Annotated in this window: 15 protein-coding genes; 4 read left to right on the top strand and 11 right to left on the bottom strand. The window is 74.3% G+C overall.

The window, feature by feature from the left end:
• Genes ACFV4G_RS21985 through ACFV4G_RS21975 form a run of 3 tightly spaced genes read right to left on the bottom strand, consistent with a single transcriptional unit; the run spans nucleotide 1 to nucleotide 4070 of the window.
• Nucleotides 1–1491: an argininosuccinate lyase gene (locus ACFV4G_RS21985; RefSeq protein ID WP_380442888.1), complete on the bottom strand. Its 1491-nt coding sequence runs from the start codon at nucleotides 1489–1491 to the stop codon at nucleotides 1–3.
• A 3-nt stretch (nucleotides 1492–1494) separates the two neighbouring features.
• Nucleotides 1495–2232 (bottom strand): class I SAM-dependent methyltransferase, encoded by a 738-nt coding sequence (locus ACFV4G_RS21980; RefSeq protein ID WP_380442886.1) that lies wholly within the window; start codon nucleotides 2230–2232, stop codon nucleotides 1495–1497.
• Nucleotides 2229–4070 (bottom strand): FAD/NAD(P)-binding protein, encoded by a 1842-nt coding sequence (locus tag ACFV4G_RS21975; RefSeq protein WP_380442947.1) that lies wholly within the window; start codon nucleotides 4068–4070, stop codon nucleotides 2229–2231. Before ACFV4G_RS21975 ends, ACFV4G_RS21980 begins: the two co-directional genes overlap by 4 nt.
• A gap of 344 nt (nucleotides 4071–4414) precedes the next feature.
• Here ACFV4G_RS21975 and ACFV4G_RS21970 point away from each other — a divergent pair, with 344 nt between their 5' ends.
• From ACFV4G_RS21970 to ACFV4G_RS21960, 3 genes are all read left to right on the top strand, one after another.
• Nucleotides 4415–5257, top strand: a complete 843-nt coding sequence (locus ACFV4G_RS21970; RefSeq protein ID WP_380442884.1) for an alpha/beta fold hydrolase — start codon at nucleotides 4415–4417, stop codon at nucleotides 5255–5257.
• A complete protein-coding gene (locus tag ACFV4G_RS21965) occupies nucleotides 5254–6489 on the top strand; it encodes a hypothetical protein (protein WP_380442882.1) in 1236 nt (411 codons plus the stop codon). The genes ACFV4G_RS21970 and ACFV4G_RS21965 overlap by 4 nt, the downstream gene beginning before the upstream one ends.
• A gap of 108 nt (nucleotides 6490–6597) precedes the next feature.
• On the top strand, nucleotides 6598–7272 hold the full coding sequence (locus ACFV4G_RS21960) for a DUF998 domain-containing protein (protein ID WP_380442880.1): 675 nt from the start codon (nucleotides 6598–6600) through the stop codon (nucleotides 7270–7272).
• Here the strand turns inward: ACFV4G_RS21960 and trxA are convergent.
• Together trxA and ACFV4G_RS21950 are read right to left on the bottom strand one after the other, a co-directional pair.
• Complete coding sequence (gene trxA, locus ACFV4G_RS21955; RefSeq protein WP_380442878.1) at nucleotides 7265–7594, bottom strand: thioredoxin; 330 nt, start codon at nucleotides 7592–7594, stop codon at nucleotides 7265–7267. The genes ACFV4G_RS21960 and trxA overlap by 8 nt on opposite strands.
• Nucleotide 7595: 1 nt before the next feature.
• On the bottom strand, nucleotides 7596–8024 hold the full coding sequence (locus tag ACFV4G_RS21950) for a MerR family transcriptional regulator (RefSeq protein WP_380442876.1): 429 nt from the start codon (nucleotides 8022–8024) through the stop codon (nucleotides 7596–7598).
• Between the two features lie 128 nt (nucleotides 8025–8152).
• Between ACFV4G_RS21950 and ACFV4G_RS21945 the strand changes: the two genes are divergently transcribed.
• The gene (locus tag ACFV4G_RS21945; protein WP_380442874.1) at nucleotides 8153–8533 is read left to right on the top strand and encodes a hypothetical protein; all 381 of its coding nucleotides are present in this window, start codon (nucleotides 8153–8155) and stop codon (nucleotides 8531–8533) included.
• On the opposite strand, the gene ACFV4G_RS21940 is transcribed toward ACFV4G_RS21945, so the two are convergent.
• From ACFV4G_RS21940 to ACFV4G_RS21915, 6 genes are all read right to left on the bottom strand, one after another.
• On the bottom strand, nucleotides 8505–9998 hold the full coding sequence (locus ACFV4G_RS21940) for an SDR family oxidoreductase (protein ID WP_380442872.1): 1494 nt from the start codon (nucleotides 9996–9998) through the stop codon (nucleotides 8505–8507). The genes ACFV4G_RS21945 and ACFV4G_RS21940 overlap by 29 nt on opposite strands.
• A gap of 122 nt (nucleotides 9999–10120) precedes the next feature.
• Nucleotides 10121–11440, bottom strand: a complete 1320-nt coding sequence (locus ACFV4G_RS21935; RefSeq protein WP_380442870.1) for a cryptochrome/photolyase family protein — start codon at nucleotides 11438–11440, stop codon at nucleotides 10121–10123.
• Nucleotides 11437–12216 carry a DUF1295 domain-containing protein gene (locus ACFV4G_RS21930; protein ID WP_380442945.1) on the bottom strand — a complete coding sequence of 260 codons (780 nt, stop codon included), beginning with the start codon at nucleotides 12214–12216 and terminating at the stop codon, nucleotides 11437–11439. Before ACFV4G_RS21930 ends, ACFV4G_RS21935 begins: the two co-directional genes overlap by 4 nt.
• Nucleotides 12217–12287: 71 nt before the next feature.
• A complete protein-coding gene (locus ACFV4G_RS21925; RefSeq protein WP_380442868.1) occupies nucleotides 12288–13586 on the bottom strand; it encodes a class I SAM-dependent methyltransferase in 1299 nt (432 codons plus the stop codon).
• Nucleotides 13583–14401: a DUF1365 domain-containing protein gene (locus ACFV4G_RS21920; protein ID WP_380442866.1), complete on the bottom strand. Its 819-nt coding sequence runs from the start codon at nucleotides 14399–14401 to the stop codon at nucleotides 13583–13585. The genes ACFV4G_RS21925 and ACFV4G_RS21920 overlap by 4 nt, the downstream gene beginning before the upstream one ends.
• Nucleotides 14398–15681 carry an NAD(P)/FAD-dependent oxidoreductase gene (locus ACFV4G_RS21915; protein WP_380442943.1) on the bottom strand — a complete coding sequence of 428 codons (1284 nt, stop codon included), beginning with the start codon at nucleotides 15679–15681 and terminating at the stop codon, nucleotides 14398–14400. The genes ACFV4G_RS21920 and ACFV4G_RS21915 overlap by 4 nt, the downstream gene beginning before the upstream one ends.
• Nucleotides 15682–15808 lie beyond the last annotated feature (127 nt).

Genomic DNA, 15808 nt, shown 5'->3' with positions numbered 1-15808 from the left:
TCAGCCGGACGTGAGGCCCAGCAGGCGGTCGGACTCTGCCCCGGCCTCGCGGATCCGGCGGCGCCGGGCGTCCCAGGCGGCCTGGATCCCGTCGTAGCGGTCGGACTGGTCGGCGAGCATCGTGCGGACCTCCTCCGGCCGGGTCGAACCGGCGGAGACCTTGCGCCGGATGCTCGCGTCGGTGTCGAAGGCGGTCGCGAGCAGGCGCTGCGGCTCGGCTATCTCGAAGCCGTGGTCCTTCGCGACCTGCCGCAGGAGGTCGGGCCGGACGTCCCGCGGGGACGCGCCCTGCTCGGCGGCGGCCAGGACGTAGCCGCCGGCCACCACCTGCGCCGTCCGCCACGGGACGCCCTCGTCGAGGGTGAGCAGGTTGGCGAGGGTGAACCCGCCGAGGTACTCGCGCTCGCAGGCCTCGCGCATGCGGTCGGCGCGGAACTCCAGGTTGTCCAGGACGGCGGTGGCGAGGGTGAACGCGCTGCGGGCGGTGCGGAACGCCGTCAGGACGTTGGCGCCGGCCTCCTTGGAGACCTCGACCGAGTTGGAGTACGGGGTGTTCCGCTGGCCCGTCAGGGTGTCCACGTGGAAGGCGGCGAGGTGGGCAGTCTTGCCGCGGATCCGTTCCAGGAGCGGGAAGTTCTTCTTCTGCGGCATCGCCGAGGAGATCCCGGCGTAGGCGTCCGGCAGGTCGATGAAGCCGTACTCGCTGCTGCCCCAGGAGATCAGGTCGGTGGTGAAGCGGCTCAGCACCACGCCGAACAGCGCCAGTTCGCCGGTGATCCGCAGCGCCCAGTCCCGGGAGGCGACCGCCACGAGGGCGTGCGGGCGCGGGCCGGCGAAGCCGAGCAGCCGGGCGGCGCGGTCGCGGTCCCACGCGAGCTCCTGACCGGCCATCGCGCCCGCGCCCAGCGGACACAGGTCGATCTCGTCGTGGGCCGTGAGGAGCCGGCGGGCCGCCAGCAGCACCTCCTCGCCGACGGCGGCGAAGTAGTAGCCGGGGGTGATGACCTGCGCGGCCTGGGCGTGGGTGTACCCGGGCATGAGCAGCTCGGTGGTCTCCCCGGCCAGGCGGTGGGCGGAGCGGCCGAGGGCGAGCAGGGCGTCGGCGGTGAGCGCCAGCTGGTGCCGGGCGAACATCACCTGGGCGCAGGCCTGGAGGTCGTTGCGGCTGCGGTCGACGTGCCAGGCCGGGACGGGAGCGGGCAGGTGGTGGTCGACGTGCCGCTCCAGCGCGAACGCGATGTCCGACATGTTGCGCTCGGGATCGGCGGAGACCGTCGCCGCCGTGATGCCGTGCAGCGCCTTGCCGATCAGCTCGGCCTGCCCGGCGTCGATCAGGCCCATCCGCAGGTACTCCAGGGCGAGCACCTTCTCGATCGCCAGGTACCAGGGCAGGAGGTGCTCCAGCTCGAACTCGAACTGGGGGGCCAGGACCTCCTCGTGGAGCAGGGTGTGCGGGTTCGCGGTGATCCTTCCGGTCAGGGGAGCCGCCACGGGTCACCGACCTTTCTTCCGGATGGTGAAGGCCAGGCTCTCGTGCTCGTGGAAGTAGGGCCGGTAGCCGGCGTGCGGGGGCTCCATCCAGCGCAGCAGCTCCACCGCGGCGACCTCGTCGGCGAGCCCGGCGTCGGCGAGGTAGGCGTCGAGGTCGGGGCGGTCGAAGAAGCGGCAGTAGAAGTCGGCGTGGTCCAGGTACTCCTTCGGCCGGACCTCCTTCATGCCGGGGTCGCCGACCTGACAGTCGTTCATCGTCCACATGTTCGCGACGACGTGACCGCCGGGGCGGCAGATCCGGTACAGCTCCTGGAGCGCCTTGACGGGCTCGGTGAGGTGGCCGAGGAGGTCCCAGCAGAAGATCCCGTCGACGGAGTCGTCGGGCAGCCCGGTGGCGAAGGCGTCGGTCACCTTGAAGACGACGTTGTCGGCGTTGGCCTTGGCCACCACCCGGCGGGCGATCCCCATCGCGTTGCGGGAGGTGTCGCCGCCGAGGACGACGGTGGCCGCCTGGGCGAGCGGCGGCAGGTTGCGGCCGTCGCCGCACGGGAGGTCCAGGACCACGAAGGCGTCGTGGTCGGCGAACAGCTTGGCCGCGTTCACGACGTAGGGCACCGGCGGGTCGCCCCAGAGGTTGGTGTGGCCGTCCTCCAGCCGGTAGGCGTCGTTCCACTGGCCCTTGGCGAGTTCGTCCTGCGCGTTGGCGGCGCCGGGGCGGCCGGCGGCGGTGTCGGTGGTCACTGGGCGTTCCTCTCGTTGTCCAGGGCGAAGAGCTCCGCGACGCAGCGGTGGGCGTCGACGAAGGCGCGCGAGTATCCGGGGGTCGGAACGAGGTGGTTGTAGAAGGTGGCGCCCTCGCACAGGGGCCCGATCAGCCAGAGCCGCGGGTCGCTCACGCCGGCGGCGTCGACCGGGTGCAGCGAGGCGTCGACGTCGGCGCCCCGCACGGCGGTGCTCTCCGGGAGCAGTCGGCGGATCCGGCCGTCCTCGTGGAGGGAGCGGATCAGCGGGCTGGCGGAGGAGTCCACGGCGGGCCAGGGCGAGTTGCCAGCGCAGAGCCAGTCGACGTCCTCGCGGTGCGGGGTCGCCAGGCGGGTCGAGGCGATCGTCCACCGGCCGCCGTCGTCGTTCCAGTGCACCGACGGGGCCGCGCCGAACGGTGTGCGCACGACCCGCGCCTCGATGAGGGCGAGGAGTTCGGCGTGCCGCTCCTTCTGGGGTCCCACCACCGCGCGGTTGAACAGCGGCACGGTGGTGTGCAGGAACCGGTCGAGGGAGGCGTTCGTCAGGCCGCCGAAGTTGACGGCGTCGCGCAGGGTGTCGCGGACCTCGCGGACGGCCTCCAGGGCTGCCTTCAGGGGGCTGTGGTCCAGTCCGCGGTCGGCCTCGACGAGATCGTGGCGAATCGTTTCCGCCAGCCAGTGCTGATAGCCGGCGCTGTCGTGCAGCTCCATGGCGGCCGAGTCGTCCCAGGCCTTCAACGGGTCGAAGGGGCCGTGCAGTTGGTCGAGCAGGTCGAGCGTCGCGGGGAGCTTGTCGGTGTCGGCCGCCGCGGTGAGCTCGGCGGCGAGCGCCGCCTCGGCGTCGGCGCCGCCCTCGACCAGGGCGCGGCACCGGTGGTAGGCGATCCGCATCTCGGTCAGCAGCAGCGGGAACAGGCAGTCGTCGAAGTCGAGGGGCCCGGCCTCGCGGAACTCGGCCACCGTCGCCCGGGTGAGGACGAGCGGCTGAAAGCGGCTGCTCATTCGCATGCGGTGCGGGCGGGCCCGGAACGGGACTCCGGAACGGGAATAGAGGAGCAATTCCGGTTCGGCGCCGCCGGGCCGGTAACGCAGCCGCCGGCCGTCCGGGACGAATCGGCCGCCGCGGCCGACCGTCAATGCGGCGATGACGTCCATGGCCGACAGGCCGAATCCGGCGACCGCCACCGAACCCTCCGGCGGGATCACGGCGAGCTTGTCGGGGATCGGGTACGGGTCGCCGATGTGCCGGGCGGCGGCCGACGGGAATTCGGCTGCGATCGGCGGGGAATTCTCCCGGTTGGGGACGTGACCGACGGTCAGGAAGGCGTAATCGGTGCCGACCGTGGAACCGTCGGCGAGGCCGATCCGGACGCCGGAGCCGGGATCCGAGGCCAGCGAGGTCGCCCGGGAGCGGTGCACGGTCACGCTCAGCCAGGACGGGGCCCGCTCGCGCAGGCGGGCGAGGAACCACTGCAGGTACTCGCCCAGCAGCCGCCTGGGCAGGAAGTCGTTCGGCCGGACCGGACGGCCGGTGCGGCCCACCGTGTGCCCGTCCCCGGCGATCATCAGACCGCGTTCGGTCACCCACTCGTACAGGCTCGGGCCGGCCTCGCCCGCGTACGCCCCGACCGCGTCCCGGTCGGGGAACATCGATATCTCGCCGCACAAGGTATTCAGCAGTAAGTAGTCGGGTTGCGAGACGGAATGGAGTCCCTCGCCCTCGGATAAAGGGTCGATGATCTCCACGCGTAACCGGCCGGGTGGTGCGCCGTGCTTTCCGATCCTGGGCGCCAGGGTGACGATCCGTTCAAGGATGCTGCACCCGCGAGAACCCATGCCGATGATGGCGATTGAATACTCCGATGCCAAGTGAAACCCCCGGAGACATGAGAAGTCGATGAGATCGACGGCGGCCACGCTACGCGACCGACAACCCAAAGTCCATACTCCGATTATGACGTGGCCTTACCGGAGAGTCTGTGCTCGATCAGTGTGACGCAAGGTGCTTCGATCAATTCGTGTGCTGTGTGCTGTCCGGGAGGATCCTGAGGCGATTTCCGTGCCGGGGCGCACTCGCGTTCCGGCCGGTTTCCGCCAGCGCGTCGGACCACCGGAACGTTCGCGTCCGGTGGGTATCCTGCCGGGGACCGCCCGACACCGGAACGCGCCTGGAGCACGTGATGGCAGCGCTGGAGACCGGCACCCTGGACGTCCCCGGGGCGCGCCTGCACCACGAGCTCAGAGGCACCGGACCACTGCTCCTGCTGGTGCCCGGCGGCGCCTCGGACGCGGCGGTGTTCGAACCACTGGCCGAGCAACTCGCCACCCGCTACCGGGTGCTGAGCTACGACCCGCGCGGAATCTCCCGCAGCCCCCTCCACGGGCCGCCGGTCGACCAGCGGGTCGACGTCCAGGCGCAGGACGCGCTCCGGCTGCTCGACCGGCACGCCGTGGGCGACGAACCGGTGCTCGCCCTGGGGAGCTGCGCCGGTGCGCTCGTGGCCCTCGAACTGCTGCGGACGCACCCCGACCGCGTGGCCGCGGTGGTCGCCCACGAGCCCCCGGCGATGCGGTTGTTGCCGGACGGCGAGGCGCAGGTCGCGTTCTTCGAGGAGGTGCACGAGACCTACCGGCGGGACGGGGCCGCGGCGGCGATGCTGAGCCTCGCGGGTGCCTTCGGCGGACGGCCGGCGCCCGCGCTGCCCGAAGTGCGCGACAACACGGAGTTCTTCCTGGCCCACGTCATGCGCCCGACGACCGCGTTCCCCCTGGACGTCGCCGCGCTCAGCGGGCTCGCCGACCGGATCACGCCGGCCGGCGGCCTGGAGTCGCGCGGCTACCTGATCCACCGTCCGGTCGCCGCTCTCGCGGCCCTCCTCGGCCGCGACCTGGCGCTCTTCCCGGGCGGCCACGCCGGGTACGCCAAGCATCCGGAGGAGTTCGCCCGGCAGTTGGGCGCCGTGCTGGACGCGCTCCCGGCCGGGTCCGCGGCGGTGCCGGCGGGTCTGGAGGAGGTGTCGTGAGACTCGTGATGGGGGCGCAGAACTGCGGGTTCGGGCCGGCGGCCGAACTCGTCGCGGTCTCGCGCGCGTTGAGCGGCCACGAGCGGATCTTCGTCGGGGACGGCGTGGCCGCCGAGTTCGCGCACTGCAATCCGGACGCCTTCGACGAGATCCGCTCGCCGGCCCCGCGCGACGCGGACCTGAGCCGGCTGCTGGCCGGCTGCGACCGCGTGGTGTCCGTGATGGACGCCGACCTCGTGCTGCACGGCGTGCTGGCGGACCGGCCGGTGGTCCTGCTGGACAGCCTGTTCGCGTTCTGGCGCCTGGAACGGCCGCTCGCGGAGATCCTGCGGCTCTGCGAGACGCTTCCGCGGTCCGGGTTCGGGGCGGCGGACCGGCACCTCGGTGAACTGTCCCCGCACGAGCGGGTGGTGGCCGCCCACCTGCTGGCCACCCACGGGCTGGTGCAGAACTTCCCCGGGGTGCGGCAGCGGATCGCGGAGTTCGCCGGGCTGGGGGTGGGGCGGGTGCCCCGGACGACCGGCGCGCTGGTCGATCACGATGGGCTGCGGGCGGCGGCGAGCGCGGAGCCGGCCGCGTCGGAGTACGACCTGTTGATCAACCTCGGCGGGTTCCGCAACTTCCTGCTCGACTTCGACGAGCACAACGACTACCTGCTGCTGATCGAGCGCTGGCTGCCCGACCTGCTGCGCGACTGGCCCCGGTTCCGCCGCGTCCTGGTCTGCGGCGGGCCGTTCGGCGGCCGGCGGGCGCGCACGGTCACGGTGGACGGACGGCGGGCGGACTGCCGGCTGGTGCCGCAGCGCGAGCTGCTCCGGCACGTCGCCTCCACCCCGCACTACCTGCTCACCCCCGGCCTGACCGCCCTCCACGAGGCGCTGGCGCTCGGCCGCCTCCCGCTCGCGCTGCCCGAGCAGCACTACGCGCACCTGTTCACCGTCCGCCGGCTGGAGCGGACGCTGTTCGCCAAGACCGCCGTCGGCCTGGCCGACCTGCTGCCCGACCGCCCGGTCCCGGAGGACGACTTCACGGGGACGGCGGCGCTGGTCGAGCTGGCCGGGCGGATCCGCCGCGACGACGGCCACTACGACCGGTTCCGCCGCTGCCTGAACGAGCGGATTGGACAGTACCTGGCGCTCGGGGCGGCGGAACGGCTCTCTGCCGTCGAGGAGTTGCGCGCGGCGATGGACGGACCGCCGCTGGGCGAGGTGCTCGCGGAGGTGCTGCGGTAAGCGGTGCCGCGGTAAGGCGTGCCGGGTCGGAGGGCGGTGGCTCTTCCACGACGCCCTCCATCTGATACAACTGTATCAACGGGGGTTGGGCGTCGGGGGGAGCAGAGCATGCGGATGGCACTTGTCCGGGGAGCGGTCGTCGCCCAAGTCCTCTTCACTGCCGTGTGGTCGGTCGGCGGGATCGCAGAGGGGCGGGGCTACCGCAGCTCCGCGCACGGCATCAGCGACCTGGGGGCGCGGACGGCCGATCACGCGGGGCTCGTGCTCGCGGCGCAGGGCGTCGCGGGCGTCCTGACCATCGCGTTCGCCCTCTTCGCGCTGGGCCCGGCCCTGGCCGCCCCCGGCGGGCGGCGACCGGCGGGGGCCTGGCTCGTCGCCGCGTCCCCGCTGGGGCTGGACAACGTGTGGGACGTCCTCTTCCGCCTCGACTGCCGGGCCGCCGACCCCGGGTGCGTCCAGGGCCTCGGGTCCGGCTCGTGGCAGGCGGCGGGGCACCTGGCGATCTCCTTCGTCGGCTTCCCGGTCATGGTGATCACCCCGTCCGTCCTGGCCGCCCACTTTCGCGCGAACCCGGCGTGGCAGGGCTGGTCCGGGGGTGCCCTGGCCTTCAGCCCGGTGATGTTCATCGGCGTGATCGCCTTCATCGGGCTGCACGGCCACGCCGGCGCCGGCTACGCGGAACGGGCCCTCGCCCTGGCGGCGTCGGCCGGGGTGGTCCTGCTGGCCCTCGGCACCCGCCGGGTCCTGGCCGACGGGTGCGCCCGAGGTCCGGCCGTCAGATGACGTCGGCCAGGTCCCGCAGCAGCCGGGCCTTCGCCCGCGCGCCGACGATGCTGCGCACGGGCTCGCCGTTGCGGAAGAGCACCATCGTCGGCATGGAGAGGATCGAGTAGGCCGCCTGGGACTCGGGGTTGGTGTCGACGTCCAGCTGGACGACCTTCAGTTCCCCGGCCTTCTCCCGGGCGATCTCCGCGAGCACCGGCGCGACCATCCGGCACGGCGGGCACCAGTCGGCGGTGAACTTCACCAGGACGGGCACGTCGGCCGCGAGCACCTCGGCGGCGAAGCTCGCGTCCGTCACGGCCGGAATTTCCGTTCCCGTCATCTCAACTCTCCTTCGTCTGGGCATGGTTGGTGGAAAGCTCGCAGTGCGGTTCGGGCCCGCCCGGATGCTCGGCCTCGACCCGGAGCTCGGCGCGGGCCAGCTGGGCGGCGACCCGGTCGCGCACCTCGTGCAGCCGCGCCAGGCACTCGTCCAGCTCGGCGAGCCGGCCGCGGTAGACGTCCAGCGACGCGGGGCAGGAGTCGCCCTCCGGGTGCCCGGCCTGGAGGCACTCGACGAACGGGCGGGTCTGCTCCAGGTCGAAGCCGAAGTCCTGGAGCGTCCGGATCTGCCGCAGGAGCCGCAGGTCCGCCTCGTCGTACGCCCGGTACCCGTTGCCGTTGCGCCGGGCGGGCAGCAGCCCGCGCGACTCGTAGTACCGAAGGGTGCGGGTGGTCGTCCCCGCCTGTGCCGCCAGTTCGCCGATTCGCATGGAGAGAACGCTAGACCTTGACGCCGACGTCAACGCCAGCGCCGCCGTCCGGACCGGCGGGACGGGTCGGCCCGAGGTCTGTTGCGCGCTACGCTGCCCCGGCACTCGTGGACGGGGGAGAGGCGACGATGGCGCGGACGTACGAAGAGCCCTGGTACGCCACCGGGTTGAGGGCCGGGCTGGAGCTGGTGGGGTGGATCGGGCTGCCGATCGCGCTGTGGCCGCACTCGGTGCTGCTGGCGATCGGGGTGGACGTCGTGCTGATCGGCGTGCCGGCCGTGCTGCAGACGCCCGGGGACAAGCCGGGGACGGTCGTCGCGGTGCCCGGGTGGGTCACGGTCCTGATGGTGCTCGCCGAGCTCGCGGGGGCCGTCGTCGCCGCCTGGCTGCTGTTCCCGGTGTGGGCGGCGGTGCTCGTCTCCGTCCTCGCGCTCGCCTGTTGCGGTACCGAGCTGCCCCGCTGGCGGTGGCTGTTGACGCTCAGCCCGCCCGGCGGGCGCGTTCGGTGACGTTGCGGGCCATCCGGCCGAAGACCACCGAGTGGAACGGCGCGACCGACCACCAGTAGGCGTGTCCGGCCAGGCCGTGCGGGTGGAACAGCGCGCGCTGCCGGTAGCGGGTGCCGTGGTCCCCGTCCGGGGTGACGGAGAGCTCCAGCCAGGCCAGGCCGGGGAGCCGCATCTCGGCGCGCAGCCGGAGCAGGCGGCCCGGTTCGATCTCCTCGACCCGCCAGAAGTCGAGCGAGTCCCCGACCCGCAGGCGGGCCGGATCGCGGCGGCCCCGGCGCAGGCCAACGCCGCCGGCCAGGCGGTCGAGGAGGCCGCGCAGGGCCCAGGCGAGGGGGAAGGAGTACCAGCCGTTGTCGCCGCCGATGCCTTCGATCACGCGCCAGACGTCGGCCGGTGCGGCGGCGACCGTGCGTTCCCTGAGGTCCTGGTAGAGGCTGCCGCCGGCCCAGTCGGGGTCGGTGGGCAGCGGGTCGCTCGGGGCGCCGGGCAGGGAGGCGGAGGACCAGCGGGTGGCGACGTCGGCGTCCTTGATGCGGCGCAGGGCGAGCGCCACGGCCCGGTCGAAGCCGGTCAGGCCCTCCGGCGGGTCGGGCACCCACCGGGCGAGGTCGTGCTCGCCGCACACGACCTCGTGGCGCAGGGATTCGACGAGCGGCCGGGCGATGGAGCCCGGCACCGGGGTGACGAGGCCGACCCAGTGGCTGGAGAGGCCGGGAGTGAGCACGGGGACGGGGAGGATGACGCGTCGGCGCAGGCCCGCGATCCGGGCGTAGCGCCGCATCATCTCGCGGTAGGTGAGGACGTCGGGCCCGCCGATGTCGAAGGTCCGGTTGACCGACGGTGGCAGGAGCGCGGCGCCGGCCAGGTAGCGCAGGACGTCGCGGACGGCGATCGGCTGGATGCGGGTGGCGACCCAGCGCGGGGTGACCATCGCGGGCAGGCGCTCGGTGAGGTGGCGGAGCATCTCGAAGGAGGCGCTGCCGGAGCCGATGATGACGGCGGCGCGCAGGTCGGCCGTCGGCACGCCGCTGGCGCGCAGGATGCGGCCGACCTCGGCGCGGGAGCGCAGGTGCGGGGAGAGCCCGCTCTCGTCGACGCCGTCGGGGACGAGCCCGCCGAGGTAGACGATCCGGGAGACCCCCGCGGCCGCTGCGGCGGCTCCGAAGGCGTGGGCGGCCTCCCGGTCGGTGGCCTCGAACGAGGGGCCGGTGCCGAGGGAGTGGACGAGGTAGTAGGCGACGTCCACGCCGTCGAAGGCGCCGGTGAGGGTGGCGGGCCGGGTGACGTCGCCGACGGCGGTCTCGACCCGCGCCCGCCAGGGCTGGTCCCGCAGCCGTCCGGGGTCGCGCACCAGGCAGCGGACGGGGTGGCCGCGGGCGAGCAGCTCGGGGACGAGGCGGCCGCCGATGTAGCCGGTCGCGCCGGTCACCAGGCAGCGCGGCGGGGCGGGGGGCAGGTCGTTCATGTCGGGCGGTTCATGTCGGGTCGCTCATGTCGGGTTGTTCGTGTCGGGGTCCTAGGAAGGCGTCGCGCGGTCTTCGGAGCCGGTGGCCCGGTCGGATCGGCGGAGCCCGCCGGGCCACCCTGTCAGTCCAGGCCCCGGGCGTGCCGCAGCCGCGCGGTGAGCGTGTCGGGGTCGATGATCGGCGCCGGGTAGTCGGGGGCGAGGAGCCAGGGGCGGTGGATGGTGGCCCCCGGGAGGTGGGCGAGTTCGGGCACCCACCGGCGGACGTACGTCCCGTCCGGGTCGTAGCGGTCGGCCTGGCGCAGCGGGTTGAGGACCCGGTTGGGGCGGGTGTCGGTGCCGGTCCCCGCGACCCACTGCCAGTTGAGCTGGTTGTTGGCCACGTCGCCGTCGACGAGCAGGGAGAGGAAGTGGGCGGCGCCGATGCGCCAGTCCAGGTAGAGGCTCTTCGCGAGGAAGCTCGCCGTCAGCAGCCGGCCGCGGTTGTGCATCCAGCCCTCGTGGGCGAGCTGGCGCATCGCCGCGTCGATGATCGGGTAGCCGGTGCGGCCCCGGCGCCACGCCTCGGCCTCGCCGTCGTCGTGGTGCCAGTGGTCGTCCTTGGTGCGGTAGTCCCGCCGGGCGGCGTGGGGGCGGGCGGCGAGCACCTGGTGGTGGAAGTCGCGCCAGGCGAGCTGCCGGACGAAGGCCTGGGCTCCGTTACCGCCGTGCTGCTGGGCGCGGACGGCGAGTTCGGTGGGGGACAGGCAGCCGAAGTGCAGGTAGGGGGAGAGACGGGACGTGGCGTCGGCGGCGAGGTCGTCGTGGATGTCGGCGTACGCGTCGATGTCCCAGCGTCGCCGGACCTCGCGGGCGGCCGTTTCGCCTCCGCGCGGCAGGGCGGGCGAGGCCGGGCGGGCGGTGGGCAGGTGCTCGCCGCCGATGCCGTCCGGCGTGTCGAGCTTCCGGGGCGCGCCCAGGACGGTCCGCCAGGGGGCCTCCTGCCAGACGCGGTGGTACGGGGTGAAGACCGCGTAGTGGTCGCGGTTCGCCGGGGTGAGCCGGCCCGCTCCGACGACCGTCAGCGAGGCGTCGTGGACGTGCAGGCGGTCGCCGAAGTGCTTGCGCAGCGCGGCCTCGCGCCGCCGGGCGTAGGCGCTGACCCCGGCGGCGAGGTGGACGGTGCCCGCGGCGGCCTCGGTCGCCACGCGCGCCGCCTGCTCGGCGGTGTCACCGCGGCGCAGCACGAGCCGGGAGCCGGTGCGCCGCAGCGAGGCGTCCAGGTCGGCGAGGCAGTCGGCGAGGAACGCCAGCCGGTTGGGGGCGGCGAAGCCGGCGGCCTCGACGGCGGGGTCGAGGACGAACAGCGGCACGACCTCGTCGCCCGTGGCGCGGGCGGCGTGCAGGACGGGGTTGTCGTGCAGGCGCAGGTCCTGGGTGAACAGGGCGATGGAGACGGTCACGGGTGGGGCCTCGCAGGTGGTGCGGTCGGGGTGCTCGGGTCCCGGCGCGGCGGCAGCGGCACGAACCCGCTGGTGCGGGCCGCGTACTCGGCCCAGCCGGGGGGGTCGGCGGCGAGCCGGCGCTCCAGCATCGGCTTTCCGCTGCCGAACGCCAGCAACCAGGTCATCAGGAGGGGGCTGAGGACGAACGCCCATCCGACGGGCGTGTCGGCGACGAGCAGGAAGACGCCCCACCAGACGCACGCGTCGCCGAAGTAGTTGGGGTGGCGGGTGTAGCGCCACAGGCCGCGGTCCATGATCCGTCCCCGGTTGGCGGGGTCGGCCTTGAAGCGGGTGAGCTGCCGGTCGCCGACCGCCTCGAAGGCCAGGCCGACGCTCCACAGCCCGACCCCGGCCCAGGCGAGCGCGCCGGGCGGGGACGGCACGTACTGCGCCGCCTGGACGGGCAGCGAGACGAACCAGACGATCGCGGCCTGGAGCAGGTACACCTTGCGCAGCGCGTACCGGACGCGGGCCGGGCCCTCGGGCACGCGGGCGAGCATGCGGGCGTAGCGCCGGTCCTCCGGCAGGCCCCGGGCGCGCCACCACAGGTGGGCGGAGAGCCGGACGCCCCACACCGCGACGAGCACGGTGACGAGCACCCGCCGGCCGGGGTCGCCCTCACCGTCCGACAGGAGGTAGCCGACGAGCGCGAGTTCGGCGAAGGCCAGGCCCCACGCGACGTCGACCGCCCGGTGCCGGCCGGTGCGCACCCCGACGACGAACGTCGCGAGCATGATCGCGAGGACGGCGGCGGCGGTGACGGCGAGGTTGAGCGCGAACGCGCCGCCGTCCGGGACGGCCCGGCTCACGAGGGCGCCCCGCGGGTGAGGAGGATCTGGTGGACGTCCAGGTAGCCGGCGCGGAACCCGGCCTCGGAGTGCGCGAGGTACAGCTCCCAGGTGCGCCGGAACACGTCGTCGAAGCCGAGCGCCGCGACCTGGCCGGCGTGCGCGGTGAACCCCTCGCGCCACAGCCGCAGCGTCTCGGCGTAGTGCGGCCCGTACGCGTCGGCCGCGCGCACGCGCAGGGCGGTGTGCCGGGCGGCGGTTTCGGAGACCGCCCGCAGGGACGGGATCAGGCCGCCCGGGAAGACGTACTTGAGGATCCACGTGTAGGTGCGGCTGCTCGCGGTCATCCGGTCGTGCGGCATGGTGATCGCCTGCAGGGCGACGCGTCCGCCGGGTGCGAGGACCCGGTCGAGCGTGCGGAAGTAGCCCGGCCAGAACGGCCGTCCGACGGCCTCGATCATCTCCGCGCTGACGACGGCGTCGTACGCGCCCTCGGCGGCGCGGTAGTCGCAGAGCCGCACCTCGGCCCGTCCCTCGTACCCGGCCTCGGCGATCCGGCGGCGGGCGAGGGCGAGCTGTTCCTCGGACAGCGTGAGGCTGACCACCCGGGCGCCGCGCGCGGCAGCCCGCAGTGCCAGTTCGCCCCAGCCGGTGCCGATCTCCAGCAGCCGGGTGCCGGAGCCGACGCCGGCGAGGTCGAGCAGCCGGTCGATCTTGCGGTGCTGGGCGGCGGGCAGGCCGTCCCAGGTCGCGAGCGGCACCCGGCCGGGGCCGGTCGGGAAGAGCGCCGCCGAGTAGGTCATGGTCGGGTCGAGGAAGAGTGCGAACAGGTCGTTCGACAGGTCGTAGTGGCGCGGGATGTTGCGCCGGGCGCCGTCGACCGTGGACGACTCGGCGGCCGGCGGGCGCTGGACGTACAGCCGGCGCAGCCAGCGGGTGCCGGCCGGGACGAGGGTCTGCGGGGCGGCGGCGAGCGCGGTGAGCAGCGCGGTCAGGTCGGGGCTGTCCCAGTCGCCGGCCTGGTAGGCCTCGCCGAAGCCGATCAGGCCGCTCTCGCCGACGCGGTGGAGGAACGCCCGCGGGTGGTGCAGCCGCAGGACGGGGGCGCCGGGTGCGGCGGGGCGCAGGACGCGCCCGCCGGGCAGTTCGACGCGCAGGCCGCGGCGGGCGGCGACCCGGCTCAGCAGCCGGCCGGCGACGGCGGCGCGCAGCGGGGCGTGCGGCACGCGGGCGACGTCGGGCCAGCGGGCGGGGTCGACGACCGGGGTCGGCGGGGCGGGTGGCGCCGACCGCGGGGCGGCCGGGGTGGTGGTCATGCGGAGGGCACCTCTTCCTCGCGTACGGGGTGCCCGGCGGCGGGCTGGGCGCTGTCGGGGACGGGCCGGGGGTGAACGGGCCTGGGGTGAACGGGCAGGCCGCGCAGCCACAGCCGGACGCCCTGGTAGCGGATGTGCAGGCTCACGGCCTGCGTGGCGAACGGGTGCCGCAGGGCGGCCCGCAGCAGGGCGGCGGTGCTCGCCGGGTGAGCGGTGCCGCGCACGGTGGCGGTGAAGACGCGCCCGCCGGGGCGCTCCAGGTGGACGGCGAGGCGGAGGTGCTCGCCCGGCTCCGGCAGGGACATCCGGTAGCCGCCGTCGACCGGGAAGAACGGCGAGACGTGGAACTCCTTCGGCGTCCCGGCCCGGCCCTCGGCGTCCGGGCGCAGCAGGTAGCGGTGGCGGCCGCCGTAGGTGTTGTGCACCTCGGCGACGGTGCAGAGCGGGCGCCCGGCCTCGTCGCGGCACCAGTAGACGGTGAGGGGGTTGAACACGTGGCCGAGCGACCTGGCCTGAGTGAGCATCAGCACCTGGCCGCGGCCCAGGTGCACACCCCGGGCGGCGAGGTGGTCCTGGAGATCCTGCCGGATCGTCGCGTTCCCGTGGCCGGGGTTGAGGCGGTGGTCTCGGGGCCGGAAGGAGGCCAGTGTTCCCAGTGGCCAGGGGAGTCGGGGGAGCCGGTCGAGATCCACCAGCCACAGGTAGCCGCGGTGCCGGAAGGCGTGCCGCAGCGGGGCCGTGCGCACGTGGGCGGTGCGCGTCTCGTACAGCACGGCGCCCCAGGGGCCGGGCAGGCGGCGGACTTCGGCGGTCACGGCGCCTCCGCCCCGAGGAGGGACAGGGCCGCGCGGACACCCGAGCGGCAGCCGTCCTCGTGGAACCCCCAGCCGTGGTAGGCGCCGGCGAACGCGGTCCTGGCGGTGGCGAGTTCGGGGAGGCGGCGCTGGGCGGCGACGGTCCCGGCGGTGTAGATCGGGTGCTCGTAGACCGTGCGGGACACCACCAGGTCCTCGGGGACGGTGTCGTGCTCGTCCTCGTTGAGCGTGACCAGGTAGTCGTCGCCGGTGTCCAGCCGCAGCAGCCGGTTGAGGTGGTAGCTCACCCGCACCCGGTCGGCGGGGCCGTCGCACGAGGGCATCCGGTAGTTCCACGAGGCCCGGGCCCAGCCAGCCTCCGGCAGGAGGGAGGAATCGCGGTGCAGGACGGTCGGGTTGCGCGAGTACCGGAAGGCGCTGAGGACCTCCAGCTCGGCGTCGGTCGGGTCGGTGAGCAGCCGCAGCGCCTGGTCGGCGTGGGTGGCGATCACCACCGCGTCCGCCCGGGTGCGCCGTCCGTCCGCGGTGACGACCGTGACGCCGCCCGGGTGGCGGCGCACCGCCCGGACGGGGGCCGACCGGTGCACCGTGCCCTGCCGCTCGGCGAGCTTCCCGGCGATCCGCTCGACGTACGTCCGGGAGCCGCCGACGACCGTGCGCCAGGTCGGCGAGCCGTTCACGCTGAGGAGGCCGTGGTTGTCGAGGAACCTGAACAGGTAGCGCGCCGGGTAGTCGCCCGCGAGATCCGGCGCGCACGACCACACCGCCGAGACCACGGGCGTCATGAAGTGGCTCACGAAGTACGGCGAGAAGCCCTCGGTGGCGAGGAACTCGCGCAGGCTGGGGCCGTCGTCCCCGGGCCTCGCGAGCAGGCGGCGGGCCCGCCGGTGGAAGCGCGGCACCTCGGCCAGCATCCGCAGGTACCGGCCGCGCAGCGCGGCCCCGGGCCGGGCCAGCAGACCGGCCGGGCCGCGCGCACCGGCGTACTCCAGGCCGCACCCGTCGCAGTGCACGGACAGGCTCATGTCGCTGGCCCGGGTGCGAACACCGAGCTCGGCGAACAGCCGCACGAGGTGCGGGTAGGTGCGCTCGTTGTGCACCAGGAACCCGGTGTCCAGGGCCGCCGCGCGCCCGGCCGGCCCGACGGCCTCCTGCGTGTGCGCGTGCCCGCCGAGCCGCTCGTCCGCCTCGAACAGCTCGACCCGCACGCCCGCCCCGGACAGCTCGTACGCGGCGGTGAGCCCGGCCACGCCGGCGCCCACCACCACCGCGTGGCGCACGGGCGGTCCGCTCCGGGGCCGCGGGACGGCTCCGGAGGTGGAGACGGTGTCGACTGTCGTCACGAAGGCCCCTCGGTTCGTCGGGGCCGCGGGTGCGGCCCGGGTGCTGTCTGCACCGAACCTTCGG

It is taken from the genome of Kitasatospora sp. NPDC059747, assembly GCF_042732955.1.
In the GTDB taxonomy this organism is placed as follows: domain Bacteria; phylum Actinomycetota; class Actinomycetes; order Streptomycetales; family Streptomycetaceae; genus Kitasatospora.
This window is presented reverse-complemented; position numbering and strand designations above follow the sequence as displayed.

Bases quoted from the DNA above. Each gene is read 5' to 3' on its own strand.
- ACFV4G_RS21975 (WP_380442947.1), bottom strand. From the start codon at position 4,070: ATGGGTTCTCGCGGGTGCAGCATCCTTGAACGGATCGTCACCCTGGCG.
- ACFV4G_RS21970 (WP_380442884.1), top strand. From the start codon at position 4,415: ATGGCAGCGCTGGAGACCGGCACCCTGGACGTCCCCGGGGCGCGCCTG.
- ACFV4G_RS21960 (WP_380442880.1), top strand. From the start codon at position 6,598: ATGCGGATGGCACTTGTCCGGGGAGCGGTCGTCGCCCAAGTCCTCTTC.
- trxA (WP_380442878.1), bottom strand. From the start codon at position 7,594: ATGACGGGAACGGAAATTCCGGCCGTGACGGACGCGAGCTTCGCCGCC.
- ACFV4G_RS21950 (WP_380442876.1), bottom strand. From the start codon at position 8,024: ATGCGAATCGGCGAACTGGCGGCACAGGCGGGGACGACCACCCGCACC.
- ACFV4G_RS21945 (WP_380442874.1), top strand. From the start codon at position 8,153: ATGGCGCGGACGTACGAAGAGCCCTGGTACGCCACCGGGTTGAGGGCC.
- ACFV4G_RS21940 (WP_380442872.1), bottom strand. From the start codon at position 9,998: ATGAACGACCTGCCCCCCGCCCCGCCGCGCTGCCTGGTGACCGGCGCG.
- ACFV4G_RS21930 (WP_380442945.1), bottom strand. From the start codon at position 12,216: ATGCTCGCGACGTTCGTCGTCGGGGTGCGCACCGGCCGGCACCGGGCG.
- ACFV4G_RS21925 (WP_380442868.1), bottom strand. From the start codon at position 13,586: ATGACCACCACCCCGGCCGCCCCGCGGTCGGCGCCACCCGCCCCGCCG.